Origin of the sequence: Paenibacillus sp. 7541, from assembly GCF_002276395.1 — a bacterium.
In the GTDB taxonomy this organism is placed as follows: Bacteria; Bacillota; Bacilli; order Paenibacillales; family Paenibacillaceae; genus Paenibacillus_AQ; species Paenibacillus_AQ campinasensis.
On sequence record NZ_NQLZ01000034.1, the window covers coordinates 1 to 19,283 of the forward strand.

20 protein-coding genes and 1 tRNA gene are annotated in these 19,283 nt (G+C 50.9%); 18 read left to right on the plus strand and 3 right to left on the minus strand.

The features are described from left to right. Window positions 1–501 (plus strand): alpha/beta hydrolase (locus tag CHH75_RS19315; protein WP_141235867.1); only part of this gene is annotated, 501 nt, incomplete at its 5' end. Window positions 502–625: 124 nt separating this feature from the next. On the opposite strand, the gene CHH75_RS19320 is transcribed toward CHH75_RS19315, so the two are convergent. Next, complete coding sequence (locus tag CHH75_RS19320; protein WP_230875821.1) at window positions 626–1,273, minus strand: PAS domain-containing protein; 648 nt, start codon at window positions 1,271–1,273, stop codon at window positions 626–628. Between the two features lie 168 nt (window positions 1,274–1,441). On the opposite strand from CHH75_RS19320, the gene CHH75_RS19325 reads away from it, so the two are divergent. From CHH75_RS19325 to CHH75_RS19355, 7 genes are all read left to right on the plus strand, one after another. Beyond that, complete coding sequence (locus CHH75_RS19325; RefSeq protein ID WP_095264835.1) at window positions 1,442–1,831, plus strand: helix-turn-helix domain-containing protein; 390 nt, start codon at window positions 1,442–1,444, stop codon at window positions 1,829–1,831. Between the two features lie 93 nt (window positions 1,832–1,924). Next, window positions 1,925–2,007 (plus strand) — tRNA-Leu (locus tag CHH75_RS19330). Window positions 2,008–2,199: 192 nt separating this feature from the next. Then, window positions 2,200–3,525, plus strand: a complete 1,326-nt coding sequence (locus CHH75_RS19335) for a copper amine oxidase N-terminal domain-containing protein (protein WP_176475620.1) — start codon at window positions 2,200–2,202, stop codon at window positions 3,523–3,525. A gap of 111 nt (window positions 3,526–3,636) precedes the next feature. Next, a complete protein-coding gene (locus tag CHH75_RS19340; RefSeq protein WP_095398951.1) occupies window positions 3,637–4,578 on the plus strand; it encodes an SHOCT domain-containing protein in 942 nt (313 codons plus the stop codon). A gap of 355 nt (window positions 4,579–4,933) precedes the next feature. Then, window positions 4,934–5,353: an organic hydroperoxide resistance protein gene (locus CHH75_RS19345; RefSeq protein ID WP_095398952.1), complete on the plus strand. Its 420-nt coding sequence runs from the start codon at window positions 4,934–4,936 to the stop codon at window positions 5,351–5,353. 196 nt (window positions 5,354–5,549) lie between these two features. Continuing rightward, the gene (locus CHH75_RS19350; protein ID WP_095264839.1) at window positions 5,550–5,825 is read left to right on the plus strand and encodes a hypothetical protein; all 276 of its coding nucleotides are present in this window, start codon (window positions 5,550–5,552) and stop codon (window positions 5,823–5,825) included. 97 nt (window positions 5,826–5,922) lie between these two features. After that, window positions 5,923–6,348, plus strand: a complete 426-nt coding sequence (locus CHH75_RS19355; protein ID WP_095398953.1) for a thiol-disulfide oxidoreductase DCC family protein — start codon at window positions 5,923–5,925, stop codon at window positions 6,346–6,348. A gap of 12 nt (window positions 6,349–6,360) precedes the next feature. Here the strand turns inward: CHH75_RS19355 and CHH75_RS19360 are convergent, their stop codons facing one another. Continuing rightward, window positions 6,361–7,197, minus strand: coding sequence for a thermonuclease family protein (locus CHH75_RS19360; protein WP_095399000.1), 837 nt, complete (start codon window positions 7,195–7,197; stop codon window positions 6,361–6,363). A 351-nt stretch (window positions 7,198–7,548) separates the two neighbouring features. On the opposite strand from CHH75_RS19360, the gene CHH75_RS19365 reads away from it, so the two are divergent. The 10 genes from CHH75_RS19365 (at window position 7,549) to CHH75_RS19410 (ending at window position 18,430) form a co-directional block, all read left to right on the plus strand. Then, on the plus strand, window positions 7,549–8,772 hold the full coding sequence (locus CHH75_RS19365; protein ID WP_095398954.1) for a P-loop NTPase family protein: 1,224 nt from the start codon (window positions 7,549–7,551) through the stop codon (window positions 8,770–8,772). Next, window positions 8,765–10,042: a TadA family conjugal transfer-associated ATPase gene (locus CHH75_RS19370; RefSeq protein ID WP_095398955.1), complete on the plus strand. Its 1,278-nt coding sequence runs from the start codon at window positions 8,765–8,767 to the stop codon at window positions 10,040–10,042. The genes CHH75_RS19365 and CHH75_RS19370 overlap by 8 nt, the downstream gene beginning before the upstream one ends. Continuing rightward, window positions 10,014–10,871, plus strand: a complete 858-nt coding sequence (locus CHH75_RS19375; RefSeq protein WP_095398956.1) for a type II secretion system F family protein — start codon at window positions 10,014–10,016, stop codon at window positions 10,869–10,871. Before CHH75_RS19370 ends, CHH75_RS19375 begins: the two co-directional genes overlap by 29 nt. A gap of 15 nt (window positions 10,872–10,886) precedes the next feature. Then, on the plus strand, window positions 10,887–11,759 hold the full coding sequence (locus tag CHH75_RS19380) for a type II secretion system F family protein (RefSeq protein ID WP_095264844.1): 873 nt from the start codon (window positions 10,887–10,889) through the stop codon (window positions 11,757–11,759). Between the two features lie 19 nt (window positions 11,760–11,778). Further along, the gene (locus CHH75_RS19385) at window positions 11,779–11,973 is read left to right on the plus strand and encodes a Flp1 family type IVb pilin (RefSeq protein ID WP_095264845.1); all 195 of its coding nucleotides are present in this window, start codon (window positions 11,779–11,781) and stop codon (window positions 11,971–11,973) included. Between the two features lie 13 nt (window positions 11,974–11,986). Next, a complete protein-coding gene (locus CHH75_RS19390; RefSeq protein ID WP_255223079.1) occupies window positions 11,987–12,637 on the plus strand; it encodes a TadE/TadG family type IV pilus assembly protein in 651 nt (216 codons plus the stop codon). Between the two features lies 1 nt (window position 12,638). Continuing rightward, a complete protein-coding gene (locus CHH75_RS19395; RefSeq protein ID WP_095398958.1) occupies window positions 12,639–14,861 on the plus strand; it encodes a hypothetical protein in 2,223 nt (740 codons plus the stop codon). Between the two features lie 16 nt (window positions 14,862–14,877). Then, window positions 14,878–15,861: a TadE/TadG family type IV pilus assembly protein gene (locus tag CHH75_RS19400; protein WP_341036541.1), complete on the plus strand. Its 984-nt coding sequence runs from the start codon at window positions 14,878–14,880 to the stop codon at window positions 15,859–15,861. Between the two features lie 109 nt (window positions 15,862–15,970). Further along, window positions 15,971–16,483 carry an A24 family peptidase gene (locus CHH75_RS19405; RefSeq protein WP_095264848.1) on the plus strand — a complete coding sequence of 171 codons (513 nt, stop codon included), beginning with the start codon at window positions 15,971–15,973 and terminating at the stop codon, window positions 16,481–16,483. Between the two features lie 12 nt (window positions 16,484–16,495). Continuing rightward, window positions 16,496–18,430, plus strand: coding sequence for a DUF6382 and FHA domain-containing protein (locus CHH75_RS19410; protein ID WP_095398959.1), 1,935 nt, complete (start codon window positions 16,496–16,498; stop codon window positions 18,428–18,430). A 292-nt stretch (window positions 18,431–18,722) separates the two neighbouring features. Here the strand turns inward: CHH75_RS19410 and CHH75_RS19415 are convergent, their stop codons facing one another. Beyond that, on the minus strand, window positions 18,723–19,196 hold the full coding sequence (locus CHH75_RS19415) for a DUF2621 domain-containing protein (protein ID WP_413773633.1): 474 nt from the start codon (window positions 19,194–19,196) through the stop codon (window positions 18,723–18,725). Window positions 19,197–19,283: the final 87 nt, after the last annotated feature.

Sequence of the window (19,283 nt, forward strand, 5' to 3'; positions counted from 1 at the left end):
CTGCCGGCAAGACCCGGAGGAATGGAATGGCCGGAGACCGGCGGGGTAGCGCATTTTCTGGAGTTTATTGAGACGCAGCTGAAGCCGAGGATCGAGGAACACTATCCGATCGACCGCAGCAGGCAGTCGCTTTTCGGTCATTCTCTGGGCGGATATTTTGCCTTGTACACGCTGTTCACCAGGCCCGAGGCTTTCCAGCGGTATGTTGCCGCGAGCCCATCGATATGGTGGAAGCATCATGCGCTGTATACCCACTGGGAGAATGGAAGCGCACGCCTCCAGGAGATGCAACCGCTCCGGGAGCTGCATCTTTATGTTGGCAGAGAAGAGAAGCCGTCCATGGTGACGGATGCCAGAGAACTGTACGCTTGCTTGAAACCGCATTATCACCTCTTGAAGACCACATACCGGGAAATTGAAGGGGAGGGGCACGTATCTGTGCTGCCCTCACTGTTCAGCCCGCTGCTTCGGATCGTTACGGCAGCGCCGGAAACCCCGTAAACCTAATCAGTATGCCTCATCTCATTTCTGTCCAAAATAAAAAGCAGCCGCGAATTCTGCCACAGAGCAGGGTTCGGGCTGCTTATTTTGTATGTCAGAAACGCGATCTGTCTGTTAGATGACGTCAAGGCTCCTCATTATCCGGCAATTCGGCGTCATCAAACGCGGATGAATATTGTGGATACAAGCGCCGGATGCAACCAGGACATATATCATGGGTGAACTTGATCGGAAGCCGGATTTCCAGATAGCTTTCCACGGGCTCCCATACGTCTTCGGTATGCACATGCTTGCATACGGCACAGATCGGGACATGCTCCGGCAGAGCAGCGCTGTAGGAAAGCAAGTGAGCAAGCTGAAGCTCTGTATGCTTATATTTCGTAATGTCCGAATAAGACAGTACGGCTCCAAGCACAAGCTTGTTCCCAGTGCTGGCGATCGGTTGAACCTCGCACAACACCCAGGCGGGGCCGTCCTCCCCTTCCAGCTCATATTCAACGGAGAACGCCTCCTTATGCCCAAGCAGCACCTCACGAATAGCGGGGAGAAAAAACTCCCTATAAAAAAGGGCAAAAGACGAATCAAACTCGGGCGGGCTGACATCAAAAAACGAAATCCCTGGCTGCAGGTGCTTCGGCGACATTCCGAACTTGGCGGGCCATTTCATCAACGGATCATTGATGTTGTCGATCGTTCCGTCCGCGCGCAGGATGATCAGCCCCTTGTTCAAGGAGTGAACGGCATGACTCCAAGATGTTACGGTATTTGGCAAATTACTCGCTCCTCTAACTGGATTCATACATTGAGGAAAAAGTGCTGCGATCTATGGTATAATTTAGGCAATATAGAAACTATTATACACTTATATAAGTAATTGTGCAAGAGGAAATAACTTAAATAAGTTATTTTATGCTGAAGAGTATGGGAAGGCGGTTGTTTCATGCAGTCTATCTACCAACGAATCGAACATCTAATTGAAGACCGAGGTATGACCAAGAAGGCTTTTTGCGAAGCGCTCGGCATCAGCACGGGAAATTTTGGTGATTGGAAAAGGGGCAAAACAACGCCAAGCACAAACAAGTTGATCGAAATCGCAGCATTCTTCTCGGTGAGTCTGGATTGGTTAATCATCGGCAGGGGGAGCCCATTCCCGGAAATCAAGGAAACACGCGAAGGCTACGGCATGGAGCATGGCGCGGAACAGGAGATCATGATTGATCCAGCCGAGCTCTCCGAGCTGGGCGAGCAAGAGCGGGAATTCATCCGCGAGTATTTGGAATTTTCCGCATATCGCAAGGATAAGGGAAGGAACAAAGACATCAATCGGTGAGCCCTTATAATAAGGTAAGGATTGGCGCTTTACATTTGCTTTACAGAGGTATATAATAGGGAATGTTCTGCTGAGACGTTCCCTTTTTATTATGCGGTAGTGGTGGAATGGCAGACACGCTATCTTGAGGGGGTAGTGGGCGTACGCCCGTGGAGGTTCGAGTCCTCTCTACCGCATTGGAAATGAGAAAACCACGCTTCGTTTAGGATTGTTCCTGAACTTGAAGCGTGGTTTTTTTGTTGCAGAAACTGACGATGTTGCAGAATCCATGCGCTGAATGGACTATGCAGTTCATGATTTATGATTCTATATACCTATATGAGGATTAGTGTTAATATAAACTTAAAAATTATTGGAGGAATATGGATTTGAAGAGAATATTGGCCTTTCTAGTAGTTATACTGCTGATTAGCAGCACGCTTCCTGTGACCACCCAGGCTTCCGAATCGGAGGAAGGCCCGACCGTAGGGAGACTGATCCTGAATGCTTCCGTTAAAACGTTCCGTCAATATTCTGTTGCCGGCTCATCAGGTTTGGATGAAAGCGAAGGGGCAATACGTATTACGTTTAAAGAAGCCGACTTTGAATTGTTTAAAGGCTTGTCCGTGGACGGGAAAAAGAGTGTGATGAACACCGTTGCGCAGAATAATTGGGGAGATTATTTAGGGGTTCAAGTATGCTATATTGTCGTCATCTATAACAACAAAGTGTACGCCGTTGGCGCAACGAGCAATGACGCTGCGGATTCATCCATCTCGTTCGAGTATTATGAACAAGGCAGTTCGAACATGGAACCATGGAAGGATAAATCCATCAATCTAACCCCGCCACCGAACGGAAAGCCCGTCGTTAAAACGATAGACGATAAAGGTGTCATTATCAAAAATAATACGATGCTTCCAGCCGTGCAGGTCGTTAAAAATATGGGCGGAAGTGTGCAATTCGATAGCAAAACGAAAAATATTACACTCAAATACCAAAAAACAACGATGCAGGCAAAGCTGGATTCCAAGTCCGTGCAGATCAATGATGCAAAAAGATCATACGCCGTGGCCCCACAGATTATCGATGGCAAATTGATGCTGCCTCTGAAAATGGCTCAAGATCTGTTTGCTGCAAAGATAACAGTGGATAAAAGTCAAATTGGCCACCCTTCTTCATCTTACATAGATGCAGTTACCCTCATCACCGACACGACCAAACTCACCGTCCCGGTAAACGATCTCTATGAAGCATACATAGGTTATTATGGAAAAACAGTATGGGTCCATACAGCGCATACGCTAATCTCCGACTTATCCGGCAACTATGTCAATATTAAAAATTTAGCTCAAGTGAAACTAACGAAAGTCGAACGAAATATCGGGGACTTGATCGATGCTTATTTTGTTTACAAGGGAAAAACCTATAAAGCACCTATGGTTAAATCAGATTTCAAGTATGTATTTTACACGTCAAATCCATATCAGCAATACAAGTTTTCACAAAAGCACTGGAGACAGATCGAAGAGCATACCATCAGCACAGGCATGACATCCGATATGGTGTATTTATCCTGGGGATGGTACGACCAGAATATGAAGAACACGTATTCGTGGGGAACTACGGAATTTTGGGTATACGAGCGTTCATATGGAGGAGATAAATATCTTTATTTTGTAAACGATGTTCTACAGTCGATCTCTACTTACTAATTTAATGTTTTCTTTTTTATATAAAGGAAATAACTCTGCCGATATTATTCAATAAGCAGAGTTGTATACAGCTTAGACTTGTCTCTGTACAACGGTCAGGAGGAAACTTTAATGTGGGTTGGAATAGGTTGTTTAGGCATTATTGTAATGTTTTTTATTATTTCCGTAGGCGCAAAAAATGATAATAGTGTTGTGATATGGTTTGGAATTTTTGGCATCATGATATCTAGTTTCTCCTCATATTATTTGGAAAAAAAGCGGGAGAGGGACAAAGAAGAAAAGATCATCAGGCAGAATTATCAGATGAGCAAATCCATTAAAAGTGAACTAGATCTGGCCTTCAATAAATTGAAAAGAGAGTTTTTTTATGCCAGTCAAGAGGCTGTCTCCGCTGATTTATCCTCCATGATTGCGATTGATGAAGACAATAAGAAGATTGCTATCATTTACAATACATATGATAATAAAGGACTGGAATTATCGCAGGCCCTTTCGAGAATCAACTACACATCTAAAATATTCAATTATGATGATATTCTTCAATCGGAAATCATTGAGGATGGAGCTACAGTTACAAGGACATCAAGATCCGACCAGCTCGGTGGAGCGCTGCTTGGCGGATTGATTGCTGGCGGGGTTGGTGCGGTGATCGGCGGTTTAAGTGCAGCTACAGCTTCATCCACCCAAGTGGGACAAGTACAATTGCAGATTGTAGTTAATGATTCTCAAAAATCATTTTATAGAATTACGTTTGGTTCTTTTGATCAGGCGGTTCCCAAATCTAGCTTGGAATATAAAAAGGTATATGATGATGTGCTGCATTGGCACAATATTTTGAGCTATTTAATTAAAAATGTAAATAAAGTTGGATCCAATGAAGATGAAGCCAATGATGCAGCCAATCAGGCGAGTAATCACCATGTTATTGTACAAGATGTTCATGGACTGAAAATGTCACTTGCCGATGAACTATTGAAGTTATCGGAGCTTGTTAAGCAAGGCGTAATTACACAAGAGGAATATGAAAAGTTGAAGCTTCAGCTCATAAAATAAAAAATCCCAAAGTCACTCTGAAGTGCACCCCTTAGAAGAGACATCGGAACCCCCCCCGGGGTTTAACCGATGAAGAGGGTGCATTTTTCATTGCTATTAAAGTTAAAAGTATACGCTGAAGATCTGAAGATGGAGGCTATACAGCATTACTTCGTAAGTTGACGATATGACTCATGAATTCGATGCGAAACAGTTGCAAGAATTGGGTTTGGAGCTATTCCAGACGGGAAGCTGCTTCCGGTAACGCATCCATAGATTCTTTCTAGAAAATCTGAATCTCATGATTACGTTTCAAAATTAATGGGAAGTGTAAAGTAGAAAGTGTACCCTAACTTGAAAGGAGCAGTGAGTAAACATGAACGCTTTGTATACTGCCTCGGCCACCGCGCGCGGCGGGCGCGAAGGATCCGTCTCTTCATCGGATGGCGTACTTAAACATGATCTGAAAATGCCAAAGGAGCTTGGAGGTCCCGGAGGAGCCGGAACCAATCCTGAGCAGCTGTTCGCAGCAGGCTACAGCGCTTGCTATGAAAGTGCTCTTCAGAACATCGCCCGCAAGGAGAAGGTAAAGTTGACCGAAACCGAGGTTACAGCCGATGTTATGATCGGCAAGGATGAATCGGACGGAGGTTTCAAGCTTGCAGTCAAGCTGAATGTGAAACTGCCTGGCGTGGAACGTTCCCAGGCGGAGGATCTTGCCAGCAAGGCTCATGACTTCTGCCCTTACTCAAAGGCGACAAGAGGCAACATAGACGTGGAGCTGAACGTCCTGTAATTTGCAATGTTCCTGTACTTTACAAGTGCCCGAAATACCGCTTGTTGAGCCGGTATTTCGGGCATTTTTGCGTCAATGGAAGCCCTTGGGCAGCGTATCCGGGGTCAGGTTGACATATGGTGCAAAATTCTTTAATATGACTAAGTACTAGAAGGTACAAACAGTCAATAACAATTTAAAATAGACGGGTGATGACATGTCATACAGACCGAAGATTGCGAATGTGACCAAAGCCGGAAGCAATGACAAGGAAGGTCTTTACGAATTCATCGTCAGCTTGGCTGACGGAACACAATGCCGGGTGTTCTATAACCGATTTCCGGATTGGGAGATGACCGCACTGACGAGACTGGGAAAAGTGCCATGCCCGGTGTGCCACAAGGATTTTATCTGCAAATGTATGGAGAAATTCCAAGATGATTTCGATCGTCAGCTGAAGGAACAGGAATGGCTGAGCAAGGTTGCCGAATAATAATCGAGAATAGGCGATTTGAACAAGCGTGGGGAGGCTTCCCTGCGTTTTCTCTTTATATACGGACGATATAACGAACAGAACGGGGGAATTCCATATGGCCCATAACCATAAAGACCCGCAATCTCCGCACGCGATCGTGCTTATCGATGGGGTCTGTCATTTATGCCAGGGGCTCACCAGATTCATCATACAGCGAGATCCTGATGGTTATTTTCATTTCGCCTCGCTTCAGTCCGAGGCGGGGCAGGAACTGCTCAGACAAGGAGGCTTGCCGGAGGATATGAGCGAGACGATGGTGCTGATTGAAGATGGAACCTACTATACCCGTTCCACAGCTGCGCTGCGAATTGTCCGGCGCCTGCGCTTCCCTTGGCCGTTGCTCTACATCGCAGTGACCGTTCCGAGACCGCTGAGAAATCAGCTGTATCGGATGGTGGCCCGGAATCGCTATCGCTGGTTCGGAAAGTCCGAGGAATGTCTCATTCCAACGCCGGACATTCGGCGGCGCTTTCTCTCCTAGATGTCCCTGTTGTTAACGTAGAGGAGCGCGGAAACCGGCTTCCTCCGCTTCTTGTTCTGTACAGAACCATTGCTCCGGCTTGGTCTGTTCATAATACCGGGACTCGGGTGTATGATAGATCTTCTCCCCTTTGGAATTGATGTTCCCCTTAATATGGCAGCCGTTGGCCGGAACATCCGCATGCCCGGCTGAAGGCTCCGGCGCCTCGGTCAGGATGTCGTAATCTTCTGACTTAGAAGGTTCAGTGCCCTCCGCTTCTTCTGGATAGAAGCCGTCCTCCTGGGCGTAGTTCTCTATACTCCAAATGCCAAGGCCCTGCTCACGGCTGATTCGCTGCAGATCGTCGAATTTGTCAACATAACGGACGTTGGGCGGATAAATATACGCGACCCGGGCCAGTCCCTGTTCCAGCAGCGCTTCCTGCACCATGACTCCATCAGCGTACACATAAGCGAGAAGCCGGGAGTATTTGTCCCGATTCGGGCCGATATCGAACTCCAGCTCCAGCAATTCGGCCTGCTCTACAAGCTCTTTCGTGAATTGCTTGGCCTCCGGCCCGAATGGCTGCACACCGAGGCGGGGGTGACTCGTCTCCGGCGTATCGATCAGCAGAAGACGAACATTTTCTTTCTTGCCTTCATACATGACACTGATCGTGTCACCGTCGATGGCCCTTACGAGCTCGACAGGCACACGAGGCAGATTGAGGTCGTCTGTAGGGTAACCCGTTGTTGAAGATTCATTTCCGGCAGGGCCGGCTTCCGGGATGGCCGTTTCACTCGTGTGTGGCGGAGCCGCCAGCGGCTGGCCGCAGCCTGTCAAGAACACGAAGGCCAATAGAACGAACATAACATAGCGTTTCACTTGATGTCACTCTCCTGACTTGATGAAATCCACATGATTCGTATTCGGAGTCTCTGGGAGGTTCCGGTTGCAGCAGATCCTATATAGTTTCAGCAGATTCTATGTACAACGTGCTACATAAAGAGAATTGCTGCTGAGCCTATATAGTAGGATATATATCCTTGTTTTGGCAATAGGAAGATCAGTAATCTCTGAAAAATAAATGTTGCCGTTTGACAGATGCTATGTTATTCTAATGTCAAATTATAACAAGACAACGGAAGCACCGTTCAATAACCGCGATAAGCGGTATTGACGGTGCTTTTTTGCGTTGGCATGAGAAAGGTGGTTGCAAAAATGCCGGTGAGAATGGTGCTGGCCGTCCAGGATTCCCGGTATGTGGAGCCGCTGCTGGACTATGTTCAGGGCAGCTCCTTCGGAAATATGCTGCACGTGACGGCATTTACCCGTATGGATGCATTCCTTCAATATATGACAGAGCATAAGCCCGGGCTCGTGGTCGGAGATCGTGACATGCTGCAGGCCTGGCTTGAAGCGGCAGGCGGGGATGCTCGGCACATCGCCTGGCTGCTGCTGAGCGAGGACGGGGGCGCTCTTCCGAGTGCCCGAGGCGGTGAGCCTGGCCGAGGAGCGGCCATTGCCAAGTACCAGCCGCTTCCGCAGCTGATGGAGGCGGTGCTTGCCTACTGCAAGGGCCCGCTTAACGGAGCGGTCAGCGAACCGAAGCGCCATAGCGGAACGACACCCGTGCTCGGGATCGCATCGCCGCTAGGCGGATGCGGGAAATCTACGATTGCGATGAATATGGCCAAGCAGCTTGGCGTACTGGGGCTTCGCGTTTTCTATCTCAATCTGGAGACGGCGAACACCGGCGCTTTGTTTTCATCCGGGACGCCGGAAGGCGAGCAGCGCTTTTCCAGACTGCTGTACAACGTGAAGGCCTGGCAGGAGGAGAACATCGCTAAACGCCAGGCAGGCGCCCAGCGCCCGGAGATGCCGGATGTGGAGCTTGGGCCATTTATTGTGAAGCATCCCGGGATGAAATGTGACACTTTTGCTCCGAGTCAGCAGGTGCAGGAGCTGATGGAGATCACTGAGGCGGATACAGGTTTACTGCTGAAGCTGCTGGCAGCTAGCGACGAATACGATCTCATCATTGCCGATACGGGAGGCTGTATTGAGGAACGCACGCTTGGGGTGCTGGAGGGGGCGGATCTGCTGATGTGGGTGCTGCTGGATGACCTAGTCAGCATGTACAAGAGCGGGGTGTGGCTCAATTACCTGGAGAGCCGGCATCCGGAGCTGTTCAGGAATGCGATGGGCAAGAGCCGATATGTGATGAACCGGTTTACGGGACAGCTTGCCAATCCGCTTCCTCGGCAAGCATCGGGCCTGGATGGTGCTTTGCCCTACATCCCTTCATGGAAGCAAGTGCATCAGGAAGATCTGCTGCTCTGCTCGCCGATTTTCCAGCGGGAAATTCTGAAGCTGTGCAGAGCGCTGCTGGAGAAGCCGGGGCTGGTGTCATTCCATGCCGACGGGGACCGGGCTTATGGTTGAAGAGAAATTTGCAGCCGTCCGTGAGCGGGTTCGTTCAGAGCTGGATATGACCTCAGCCATCAGCAATGAGGAGCTGATTCGGCATATTGAGGATGTGGTGTGGAGAAGCCGGGAGCTTGGGCATCTGACCGCATCCGAGAAGAGAAGGCTGGTTCGCCGGGTGTTTGACTCGTTCCGGGGGCTGGATGTTCTGCAGCCGCTAGTGGACGATCCGGGCATTACCGAGATTATGATTAACAGTCATGAGGAGATCTTTATCGAGCGGGGCGGTGAAGTCATGAAGCTGCCGATGCAATTTGAGTCACAGAGCCGGCTGGAGGATATTATTCAGAGCATCGTTGGCACCGTCAACCGGGTGGTGAATGAATCCTCGCCGATCGTGGATGCCAGGCTGAAGGATGGCTCCAGGGTCAATATTGTGCTACCGCCCATAGCGTTAAAAGGCCCGACCATGACGATCCGGAAATTCCCGGAGTCGCCGATGACGATGGAGGACCTGGTGGATAAGGGAGCCATCACCGCGGAAGCTGCTGAGCTGCTAAGACTTTTGGTAGTTGGCAAATACAACATTTTTATCGGCGGTGGCACAGGCTCGGGGAAGACAACCTTTCTGAACGCATTGTCCCAGTACATTCCGCCCGATGAACGGGTCATTACGATCGAGGACTCGGCGGAGCTGAAGATTGTGACCGTTCCGAATCTTGTATCTCTGGAGACACGGAACGCGAATACCGAAGGACGGGGCGAAATATCGATCCGCGATCTGATTCGGTCCTCGCTGCGGATGCGGCCCAATCGCATCGTTGTGGGGGAGGTTCGCGGAAGCGAAGCGATCGATATGCTGCAGGCGATGAACACCGGACATGATGGAAGTCTGTCCACCGGCCATGCGAACAGCACAAGGGATATGATCAGCCGGCTGGAGTCCATGGTGCTTAGCGGGGCTGATCTCCCGGTTGAGGTGGTTCGCCAGCAGATCAGTTCGGCGATCGATATTTTTGTCCACTTATCCCGGCTTAGGGATCGTTCGCGCCGCGTCACCGAGATCAGTGAGGTGATAGGTATGAACGGCGGCGAGGTCAAGCTGAACCCGCTTTACCGTTTTCGGGAGAGCGGAGAAGCAGGGGGACGCGTGCTGGGGGAGCTCGAATCATGCGGCAGCTTTCTCCGGCGCGATGACAAGCTGGCTATGGCCGGCATCAAGCTTTGGCCGCTGCAGAAAAAGTCAGAGGAGGCTGCTGATGAAGACCGAATGGAAGCAACAAGCTGAATTGAAGCGACGACCGAAGCGCCGATCAGATATAGGCGAAGCACAGCATAAGGGGGCTGCTCGAAGTCAATCTCAGGGCAGCGGAAGATTTCCTGACTACCGTACATACCATTTGTCCCCGAGTCAGCGGGTCGGCAGTTTGCTGGCAGGTGCGGTGCTGTTATTCTGGATCGGCTACCTGTTTTACAGCCATGTTGTAATGGCGACGGTGCTGGTGGCCGGTTGTGTATTCTTTCCGAAATTTTGGAGGCGGCATTTGCTGGAGCGGAGACGAAGAACATTAAATCTTCACTTCAAGCAGGCGCTATATTCGATATCTTCGTCGCTCTCCGCGGGCAAGTCGGTGGAGAATGCGTTCCGAGACGCGGTGCAGGACTTGTTGCTGCTGGACCCTGGGGGCCGCAGCGATATGATCTTTGAGCTGAGGCTCATCGTCTCCCGACTGGAATACGGGGAGCCCATTGAGGTTGCTTTGCGGGATTTTGCCACGAGAGCAGCTATGGACGACATCACCAATTTCGCAGATGTGTTTACAACGTGCAAGCGGACCGGGGGAGACCTGGTTGAGGTCGTTCGGAGAACCTCCAGTGTAATCGGAGAGAAGCTTGATATCCAGCAGGAAATATCGGTGATGGTCTCGCAGAAAAGATTTGAATCCAAGGCGCTGCTCGTGGCTCCGTTCTTGCTTGTGCTCTTTATGAATTTGACCGCACCCGATTACATGGAGCCTATGCGCAGCGGGGCCGGGATGATGATTTCCACCTTGGCTTTAGCCGGGCTTGGCGGCTGCTTCTGGTGGATTACGAAAATGATGGATATCCAGGTTTAAGGAGGTGATACAGGCATGCTGCTTGGGGTCTCTGCTGCTGTGATGGTTCTGCTGGCGGGTGGTTGGGTGGTGCTGAACTTGATCGGCGGCAAGAAATATCGAAGCTTTGGCAAGGTGCATATGGAAGGATTGAAGCTGCGGAAGATGAGTCCGCCGATGCTGTATCTGTTTGACCGGTTCAACATTGCGACGCGTTTTCCCATTCTGTTCTTCCGCATTCAAGGCTCCGTGCAGAAAATTTACGGATTGCGTCAAAGTCCGGAGATGACATTGCTGTTCATGGCCGAGTCGCTGGCTTATGGCTGGCTCGCTCTGCTAGGCGGATGTCTGTTCACACTGATCTCTGGTGAGGCTATGGGGCTGTTATCCGGTTTGGGATTGGGGATTCTGCTGCCGGTGCTCATGGTTCAGGATCTTCACAAAAAAGTCGTTCAGCGTGAGCAGGACATCGTAATGGAGCTTCCGGAGGTTCTGAACAAGCTGGTGCTGCTCGTAGGTGCGGGTGAAACGGTCCAGAGGGCGCTAATCCACTGTACGGAGAAGAGCAGTCAACAAGATCATCCGCTGTATCGCGAGCTGAGGCAGCTGGTCCAGGAATGGGAAGGCGGCGTTTCATTTCAGCAAGCGTTCGAGCAGTTCAACAAGCGCTGCGGGGTGCAGGAGGTTTCGATCTTTACGACAACGATGCTGCTTAATTTCCGGCGCGGAGGAAATGACTTCGTGCTTGCATTAAGAGATCTGTCCCGCGTGCTGTGGGAGAAGCGCAAAGCGATCAGCAGAACGAGGGGAGAGCAGGCCTCCTCCAAGCTGGTGTTTCCGATGGTTGTCATTTTTATGATCGTCATTGTTCTCCTCGGAGCGCCGGCATTTATGATGATGAATATATAGAAGGGATCGGTGTATACACATGATAGTATCAGGGCTTGGAAGAGGATTAAAGCGCTTTTGGAAGGACGATAGAGGGATCGGCACGCTTGAGATGATCTTGATCATCGTCGTTATTCTGGTCATCGCTTATTTCTTTAAGGATCAATTGTTCCAACTTGTACAGCGATTGTTTGCGAATGTGAACCAAAGAACCAATGAATTCATTAAGGATTAAGAGAAGCAAGTTGTTGAAGGAGGAAGGGAGCTTCACGATTGAAGCTTCCCTTGTACTCCCGCTTGTGTTCGTTGTCGTCGTGCTGCTGTTGTTCCTGTGCTTGTATATATACCAACAATCGATGCTAGTGCAGGTGTCGAATGCCGCCTCGGAGCGCGTCGCTTTTATATGGAATAACAGCCATAGGGAAGCTTCGAATGGAGCGGTGAGTGAAGGGCTTCATGACTCCCTCTACTGGCGGCTGACGGATGACGCATTGCTTACCTCGTTATTTGGCTGGAGCAAGGGAGAGAGCGGAGGACACATTTCCTTGCCCTCATCGGATGGGCAGGGTGGAGGACTTCCCTCAAGAAAGCTGGCTAAAGGAAACTCTGTTCTTCCTGACGGTGTTCGGGGAGAGATGAATTATGACAACAAGCTGCTGCTGCGCACGGTGGAGACGAAGCTGGTACAGAGCACCTCGATGACGCCGGTGACCCGATTGATGAACCGAGACGGCTACGTCTACGCTGCTGCCCAGTCCGCTGTGGTGGACCCTGTTGAATTCATCCGCACGATTGATCTGATGCGCTATTACGGTTCGAAGTTCCGCGGAGCGGGCGGAAGCATAACGGATCAAGGCGCTGCCTCCGGCGTGCTGCAGCGGTTTGGAGGGCTGAAATAACATGCTGAAGCGAGGTTTCAGACGAGGGCGGCGGTCAGTCAGGAGACATTTCTCCGATGGATCGGTATCGATCTTTCTTATTGTCATTCTGGCCGCTGTGTTTATGTTTGTGGCGGTGTTTATTGACTATGCCCGGATTGCGGCGATGAAGGTTCAGACCGAAAGATTGGCGCGGGCCGCTGTCCGGTCGGTCATGTCCGCTTATGATCCAGTCCTGCAGCAGCGCTACGGACTTTTTGCATATGGAGAGACCGATGGCAACATGATTATGGGCAATGTGCTGAATGACAGCTTGAATCCGGGTGACCGGGGCGATGCTTTCCAATTGATGGCGATGCGGGTAGACAGCTCAGGGCTTGAACTGGAACGGCCATTGGGATCCTATGAAGTCTTTAATCGCATGATCGGCGAAGACATGAAATATAAAGCACCGATTGATTTTACACTCGAATTGGTACAAAAGTTCAAGCCGATGTCGCAAGCGATGAAGGAAGCCTCGAATACGGTGGATGTGCTTGGAAAGCTTCAGAAGCTGTACGACAGAAGAGAAGATGCGCTGAATGAAATGCTGGAGAAACAGCGGAAAGCAGCCGAAAGCGCGTTGCCGTTGCCGAAGCTGATTATGGACCCGCCAGGGGCTTACATCTATGATGCGTCTCTCAGCGGCTTCGTCTATATGGCGAGCGATGCGGCCGCCCAGTATGCAGATTATATGTCCAAGGTAGAGGAGGATGCCAGACGGCCGGAGGATGAGGACAAGTTGTATACTTCCTTGATACAGGATTATGAGTTCGGCGTGTCAGTGTTAAGCTCGCAAATATCAGCTCGATTGGACAAGGCCTCTAGCACGCATGATGAGCTTCTAACCAAGGCGGAACAACTGTGGACTGAAGCCCAAAGTTTGAATGAGGAAATGAAGCGGGTGATTCAGGAAGCAGAGGATCGAAACACCAATGTCGGTTATGATACCGTAACGAATGATCAGACCCTCGGCAACTCAGGATCGTCCGGAGAAGACGCAGCGTTGATTCGTTCGATTCGGGAGAAGACGGATCAACTGCTGCGAAGCGATGAGCTTCTGAACGGATTGCGTCAGGAGATTCATGGACAGAAGCGGAAGTACGCGGCTGTTCAGAGCGGAGTATCGTCTGTCGCCTCCTCTGCAGGAAGAAGCGAGAACAAAGGACAGGTCATGCAGACAAGCCGGCAGTTGGACAGTTACCTGCAGGAATATGCGGTTTCAGGCAGTGCAAATATCCTTGACCGTCAATGGGCTCAGCTGGACGAAAGCCGTGCTGCCGATAAAGAACGGAAGGCAGCAGAGAAGCTTGCCAAGCAGAAGCTGAATGAGGCTGCGAATGTATTGAGCGCTCTTAACGGACTCGAAGGGCAAAACGAGCTAATGGATGAGTTCCGCAAGCTGCAGCAGTATTATGACGAAAGTCTGCAGTTCAACCGGGAGCTAGATGAGGCGAGGAGTAGACGGGAGCTCGGCAGCAATCCCTATGACGCTGGCAAGTCGGCCATGAACGGGATGGACGGCATATTCGGATCGATGGGGAGCATTCTGGAGGGAGCAGGAGAAGAGCTTTTTCAAAATGAGTATGCGGTGCACTATTATCAGCATTTTGATATAGGCAAATTATCCGAGGTCATCCAGAATCCTTCGGCCGGAAGCCGTCTAGCTGATGAGCTTAGGGTCGCGAATCAAGAGGTGGAGTACATTCTTTACGGATTTCACAACCCGATTGGCAACATATCTTCCGCCTATGCCGAAATTTTCGCCACCCGGCTTGCGATCCGGACGATGGAGGGACTGGTCGTGAACAGCAAGCTCGGCAATCCGCTGGTGGTTCTGGCAGCTGCTATATTGTATGGGATCGAGAAGTCGATTGAAGACATGCTTCAGCTTGTTCAGAAGGGCTCGATTCCACTGTCCAAGTATGTGCCTGTGCAGCTGACTTATCGAGATCATCTCAGGCTGTTTCTGCTGCTGCACAGCAACAATGAGCGCAAAATGTCCCGTATGCTGGCACTGATTCGATTCAATACCGGAATCAATCCGGCTGATCGATCGACCTATGCTTCCGGTGAGGTCACCATGGCGATGCGGCTCTGGTTTCTGCCTGGCATTACGAATGTGCTGGGCACAGCAATTGGCGACAGCGGCGAAGTCCAGGGGAACCGGTATGTGTTTAGCCGCAGAGCGGATTTTTCCTATTAGGATTAGAGGGATTCGAATGAGAAGAACAATACGGCGTAAGAGCGCCTTCCGGCACGGGAGCGGGAGCCATATGCGAACCGAGCAGGGAAGCATGGTGGTTGAAGCAGCACTGGTGCTGCCGATGTTTATGTTTTTTGTCATTTTTCTCATTTATATTGTGCAAATGACACTGATTTCAACTGCCCTGCAAAGCATGGTGTCCGATACAGTCAAAACGGTAACCGCCCATATATACCCGGTCTCCATCGCAGTGAGTCCGAACGGAGACCAAGCCTCCGAATCCGGTTCCTCGAGTCCCTCGCACTGGGAAATTCCGAAGCTGTCTTTAAGCGATTGGGCCTCCCAGTACACATCACAGCTTCCATCGCCTGTGAATGAGTGGATACAGGAGGCTATTGCGACCGGGGAGGAGCCCTTGCAGCAGCTTAAGAACGAGGCGGCTCAAGCGGTGCTTGACCCGGTAGTCAAACCGATTCTAAGGCCGTTCATGCCGGAGCTTCTTCATTACGAACGGATCCATGTATCCAATCTCCATATTCCGAACCTGAAGACCAATGAGAAGCCTTACTTCGGCATTGAGGTCAACTACGAACTTCCGATCCGCATGCCTTTTGTGAACAAGAAGATTGTGCTGCAGGCGAAAGCCCAGGAACGGCTATGGATTGGAGATACCGGAGAAGGGCGAAGCGGCGGGGGAACGGAGGAGAACACAGGACGCTCCATTGAGCTGCTGGAGAAGCCGGACCCGGCCGTTGCGAGCAAGCAGGCTATCGTGCGGGCCAAGATCGAGCCAGGGATGGAAGCCCAGCTGTCGGTCTACTACAAAAGTGGCAAAAGCACAGCCAAATATTTGGGCTGGAAAACGGCGGATGAGAACGGGTATATCGAATGGGAATGGAATGTTGGCTTTAACACGACCCCTGGCACATGGCCATTTGTGATAGAAACCGCGGATGGTCAGCGACTCGAGGTGATGTTTACTGTCGTGCCGCGACAATGATCAGGACCCTGCTTGGCATGGAACGAGAACCTTCAATTGAAGGGGCAAGAGGTAGAACGAAAGTGAAGAACGGCGGATATGTACGGTCGGATCGAGAGGGGGACGGGACATGGAGCTGGCTTTTGGAGCCTGCGGCATTTTTCTGCTGATGTCATTTATAACCGATATTCGCACGATGAAAATTCCGAATGTCATAACGGTGTCGGCGATGACACTGGGCTTGCTGTATCATGGTGTGATTGGGGGATGGGAAGGGCTGTTCTTTTCGCTTAAAGGCCTTGGGACGGGGTTCTTCATTCTGCTGATCATGTACTTTACCGGGGCTGTTGGCGCGGGAGATGTCAAGCTGTTTGGCGGAATCGGCGCATGGACCGGAGCGTTGTTTACACTGCAGTGTATTCTGTATTCGGTTCTGTTTGCCGGCGTCATCGGATTATGTCTTCTGCTCTGGCGCAGAGAGGTATTCAGCAGGTTACGACGAGTCGTGGCGGGCATAGCGGGTGTGGTTATGCTGAGAAGCTTGCAGCCTTGGCGTGGTCAGGAGGGAGAGCATTTGCGTTTTCCGTTTATGACCGCGGTGCTCCCAGGCGCCATCGGTGCGTACCTATTTTTATATGTGTAGGGGGCGGGAGCATTGCTTGGGTTAAACACGGATTTTGTACAGAATGGCGGAACGTTTATGGTGTTGGGGAGAGAGCAAGGAATCGCACCTTCCGAGCTCAACCCGGTGCAGCTAGGGATGATTCGCTCCGCGCGTATCCCTCACCTGCTCAAGCTGCATGTGCGGGAACTGGATAATCAGGTAACGCTGGAATATGACATCAGCGGCAAAAAGATGCTGTCACAAGCACTGAAAAGCGAAAGGCTGAGCCTGACTGAATATTACGGGCTGTTGCTCCAGATAGCTACAGCTTTGAATGAAGCGAGGCAATACATGCTTCAGCCCGAGCAGTATGTTTTGCATGAGGACTATATTTTTGTGGAAGGGGATCTGCATCTCGGGACGCTGTATTTATGCTATGTCCCTTTGGAAAACGCCAGGGGAACCGGGCCTGGCGTGCAGCATCCATTGAAGGAGTTCATGACCCGTCTGCTGGCGAATGTGACCGAGCTGAAAGGCGGGGGTGTGCAGGCGCTGATGTCTTTTTGCGCGAGCGAAGCCTTCCATCTGACAGGGCTTAAGGAGCTGCTTATTGACCTGTTGTCCACAGAGGATGATACGGGAGGCAGAGAGGCTCGGACCGAAAATGCCGATATGCGGAGTATGTATGAACTTGCCAGCGAGCAAGCGGCCAGTGAGGTGGAGCATGGCTACCGGGCGGCAAGGTATGAACCGGACGCGATTCCAACAGCACAACACCCGGAGCAGGAGACGAATAGAAAAAGTCAGGTTCGCAGCCGCAGCATAAGGCGAAATGCGAGGCGAGCGCAGGAAGAGGAGGATCAGGCACAGGAGCAGAGGGAAATACGTGAGCGTCTGCCGAAGGCTTCCGCCTTTTCGTTGTCCGCTTCCTTTTCTTCGAGCGAGGATGAGACAACGGAGGAGGAGGCGCAAGGCGCTTCGCCCGTCCGTACGTATATTGTGCTTGGTTGTATGCTCGCGGCAGCGGTCACGTGGCGGTTCCTGTACATGAATCAGCCGGGCACGCTGATGCTGATCGTATCGGCCGTCATTACACTGCTGCTGGCGGCAGCTGCTTGGCTGGCATGGCAGGGCAAGCTGAAGCGTTTGTTTGCAAGATCGGAGGCCTGGACAGACTCAGGCTCACTGCCGCTGCTTGAATCGGTGGAGCTTCCTTCCCCGCGCAAGATCGGCTGGGGAATTCCGAAATTTGAGGCAGACCCGTTATCTGAGGTTTTGACGGAACATCGCGATATTCCATCCCGACCAGTCAGGGGAAGACAAAGGCATGAGGAGGAACTCACGGAGAACTGGAGATGGAATCAACCGGATATGGAACCGGGAGAGCAGCCGAGCGTAAGCACAAACGACCGAACGGGGAGCCCAGATTCTGGATTCGGAGGCGGCTACAATTCTTCCGGAGGAATCCAGGCTGAGGGAGGTGCGCTGCAGCAGCGTCCCCATCAACAACGAACTTCCGGGAATCCTGGGATGTCAACTAGGCAGATGGAGGAGCCGACCGATGCCGAAGACTATTATCGGCAGCTGTCACACAAGACCAGCGTATTGGCTTCGGGTGACGCCGGTACAATGCTGCTCTCAGCCCAGGACGGGGGATGTATGACGGCAACTACAGCTCCGAGAGCCTTCATTGAGACAACCGACCCGAATACAGGAGCAAGTCAGCGAATTGAGCTTGTTCAGCAGCATTTTATCATCGGCCGTTCACCCGAGGTCGCACAGTATGTGGCCTCCGCTCCGGGAACCTCGCGGGCACATGTGGAATTGTCTCGTGATCAAGGAGGCTATCTCATTAAAGATTTGGGTTCGAAGAACGGGACGGTGTTGAACGGGGAGCCTATGGTTCCGTACAAAGGGTATGCGCTGCAAGAGGGAGACACCTTTGTCATTGCAGGAGGGAAATTCAGCTTTAGGGTGTCGGTGTAGCAAGCAACCCAATGCCTGGGACAGTTAAAGAGGGGACGAACATGAAACGATAACGAATATAGAACGAATATAAAACGAATATTAGAGCGAATATTAGGCGATATAGAAAAAACCTGTGTCGTGGCAGTGTTAGTGCTGCTCCTGCAGTTTCCTGATTAATCGGGATAACGGAGCAAAGCGTGCGGAAAGCGGGAATGAACCTGAGACTGTGCCCGATTCGGATATTAACAAAAACATCCCCTGGGTCCTTTAACGTCAAGCGTAAAGGACCCAGGGGATCTGTTCGTTATGCTTACTTGTTCAATAAATGCTGGTATGGTGTATAGTCGATATTTTTCTTCTGAAGAAAGTCGACCAGGAACTTGTAGTCCCGCTTCGGTGTCGCGACGATGTAGCCTTTGATGCAGTGGTCGCGGGTTACTTCAGTTGCGCCGGATTCCACGGCGATCTTGCCGATCTCGGCGGCGATGGAATGCTTGGCGATGTCGCGGAACGGGCCTGGAACCGGCTGCACCAGCTCATTCAAGAATGCCTTGGAATCATCGGTCCACAATGGCCGGCTCTTCTCAACCCAATAGTTCTGCCAGTCCAGCTTGGACTTGCCGTCGGCCTTCGGAAGCACCTTCAGAAACTTCCGGAACATAAAAAAACCGCCGATACCCATCACCCCAAGCATCACCCATCCCCAGAATGCAATCGAATACATAAACCAGGAAGGAGGTGCGCTGGAGGATAAAAATGCTGTAACAACCCCTACGCTCATCATCTCTATATCACCTCAGGAGGATTAACTTACATGACACTTCTATGAGAATTATAACGCATTTCTAGATTTATTTCAGTATTCACGCTA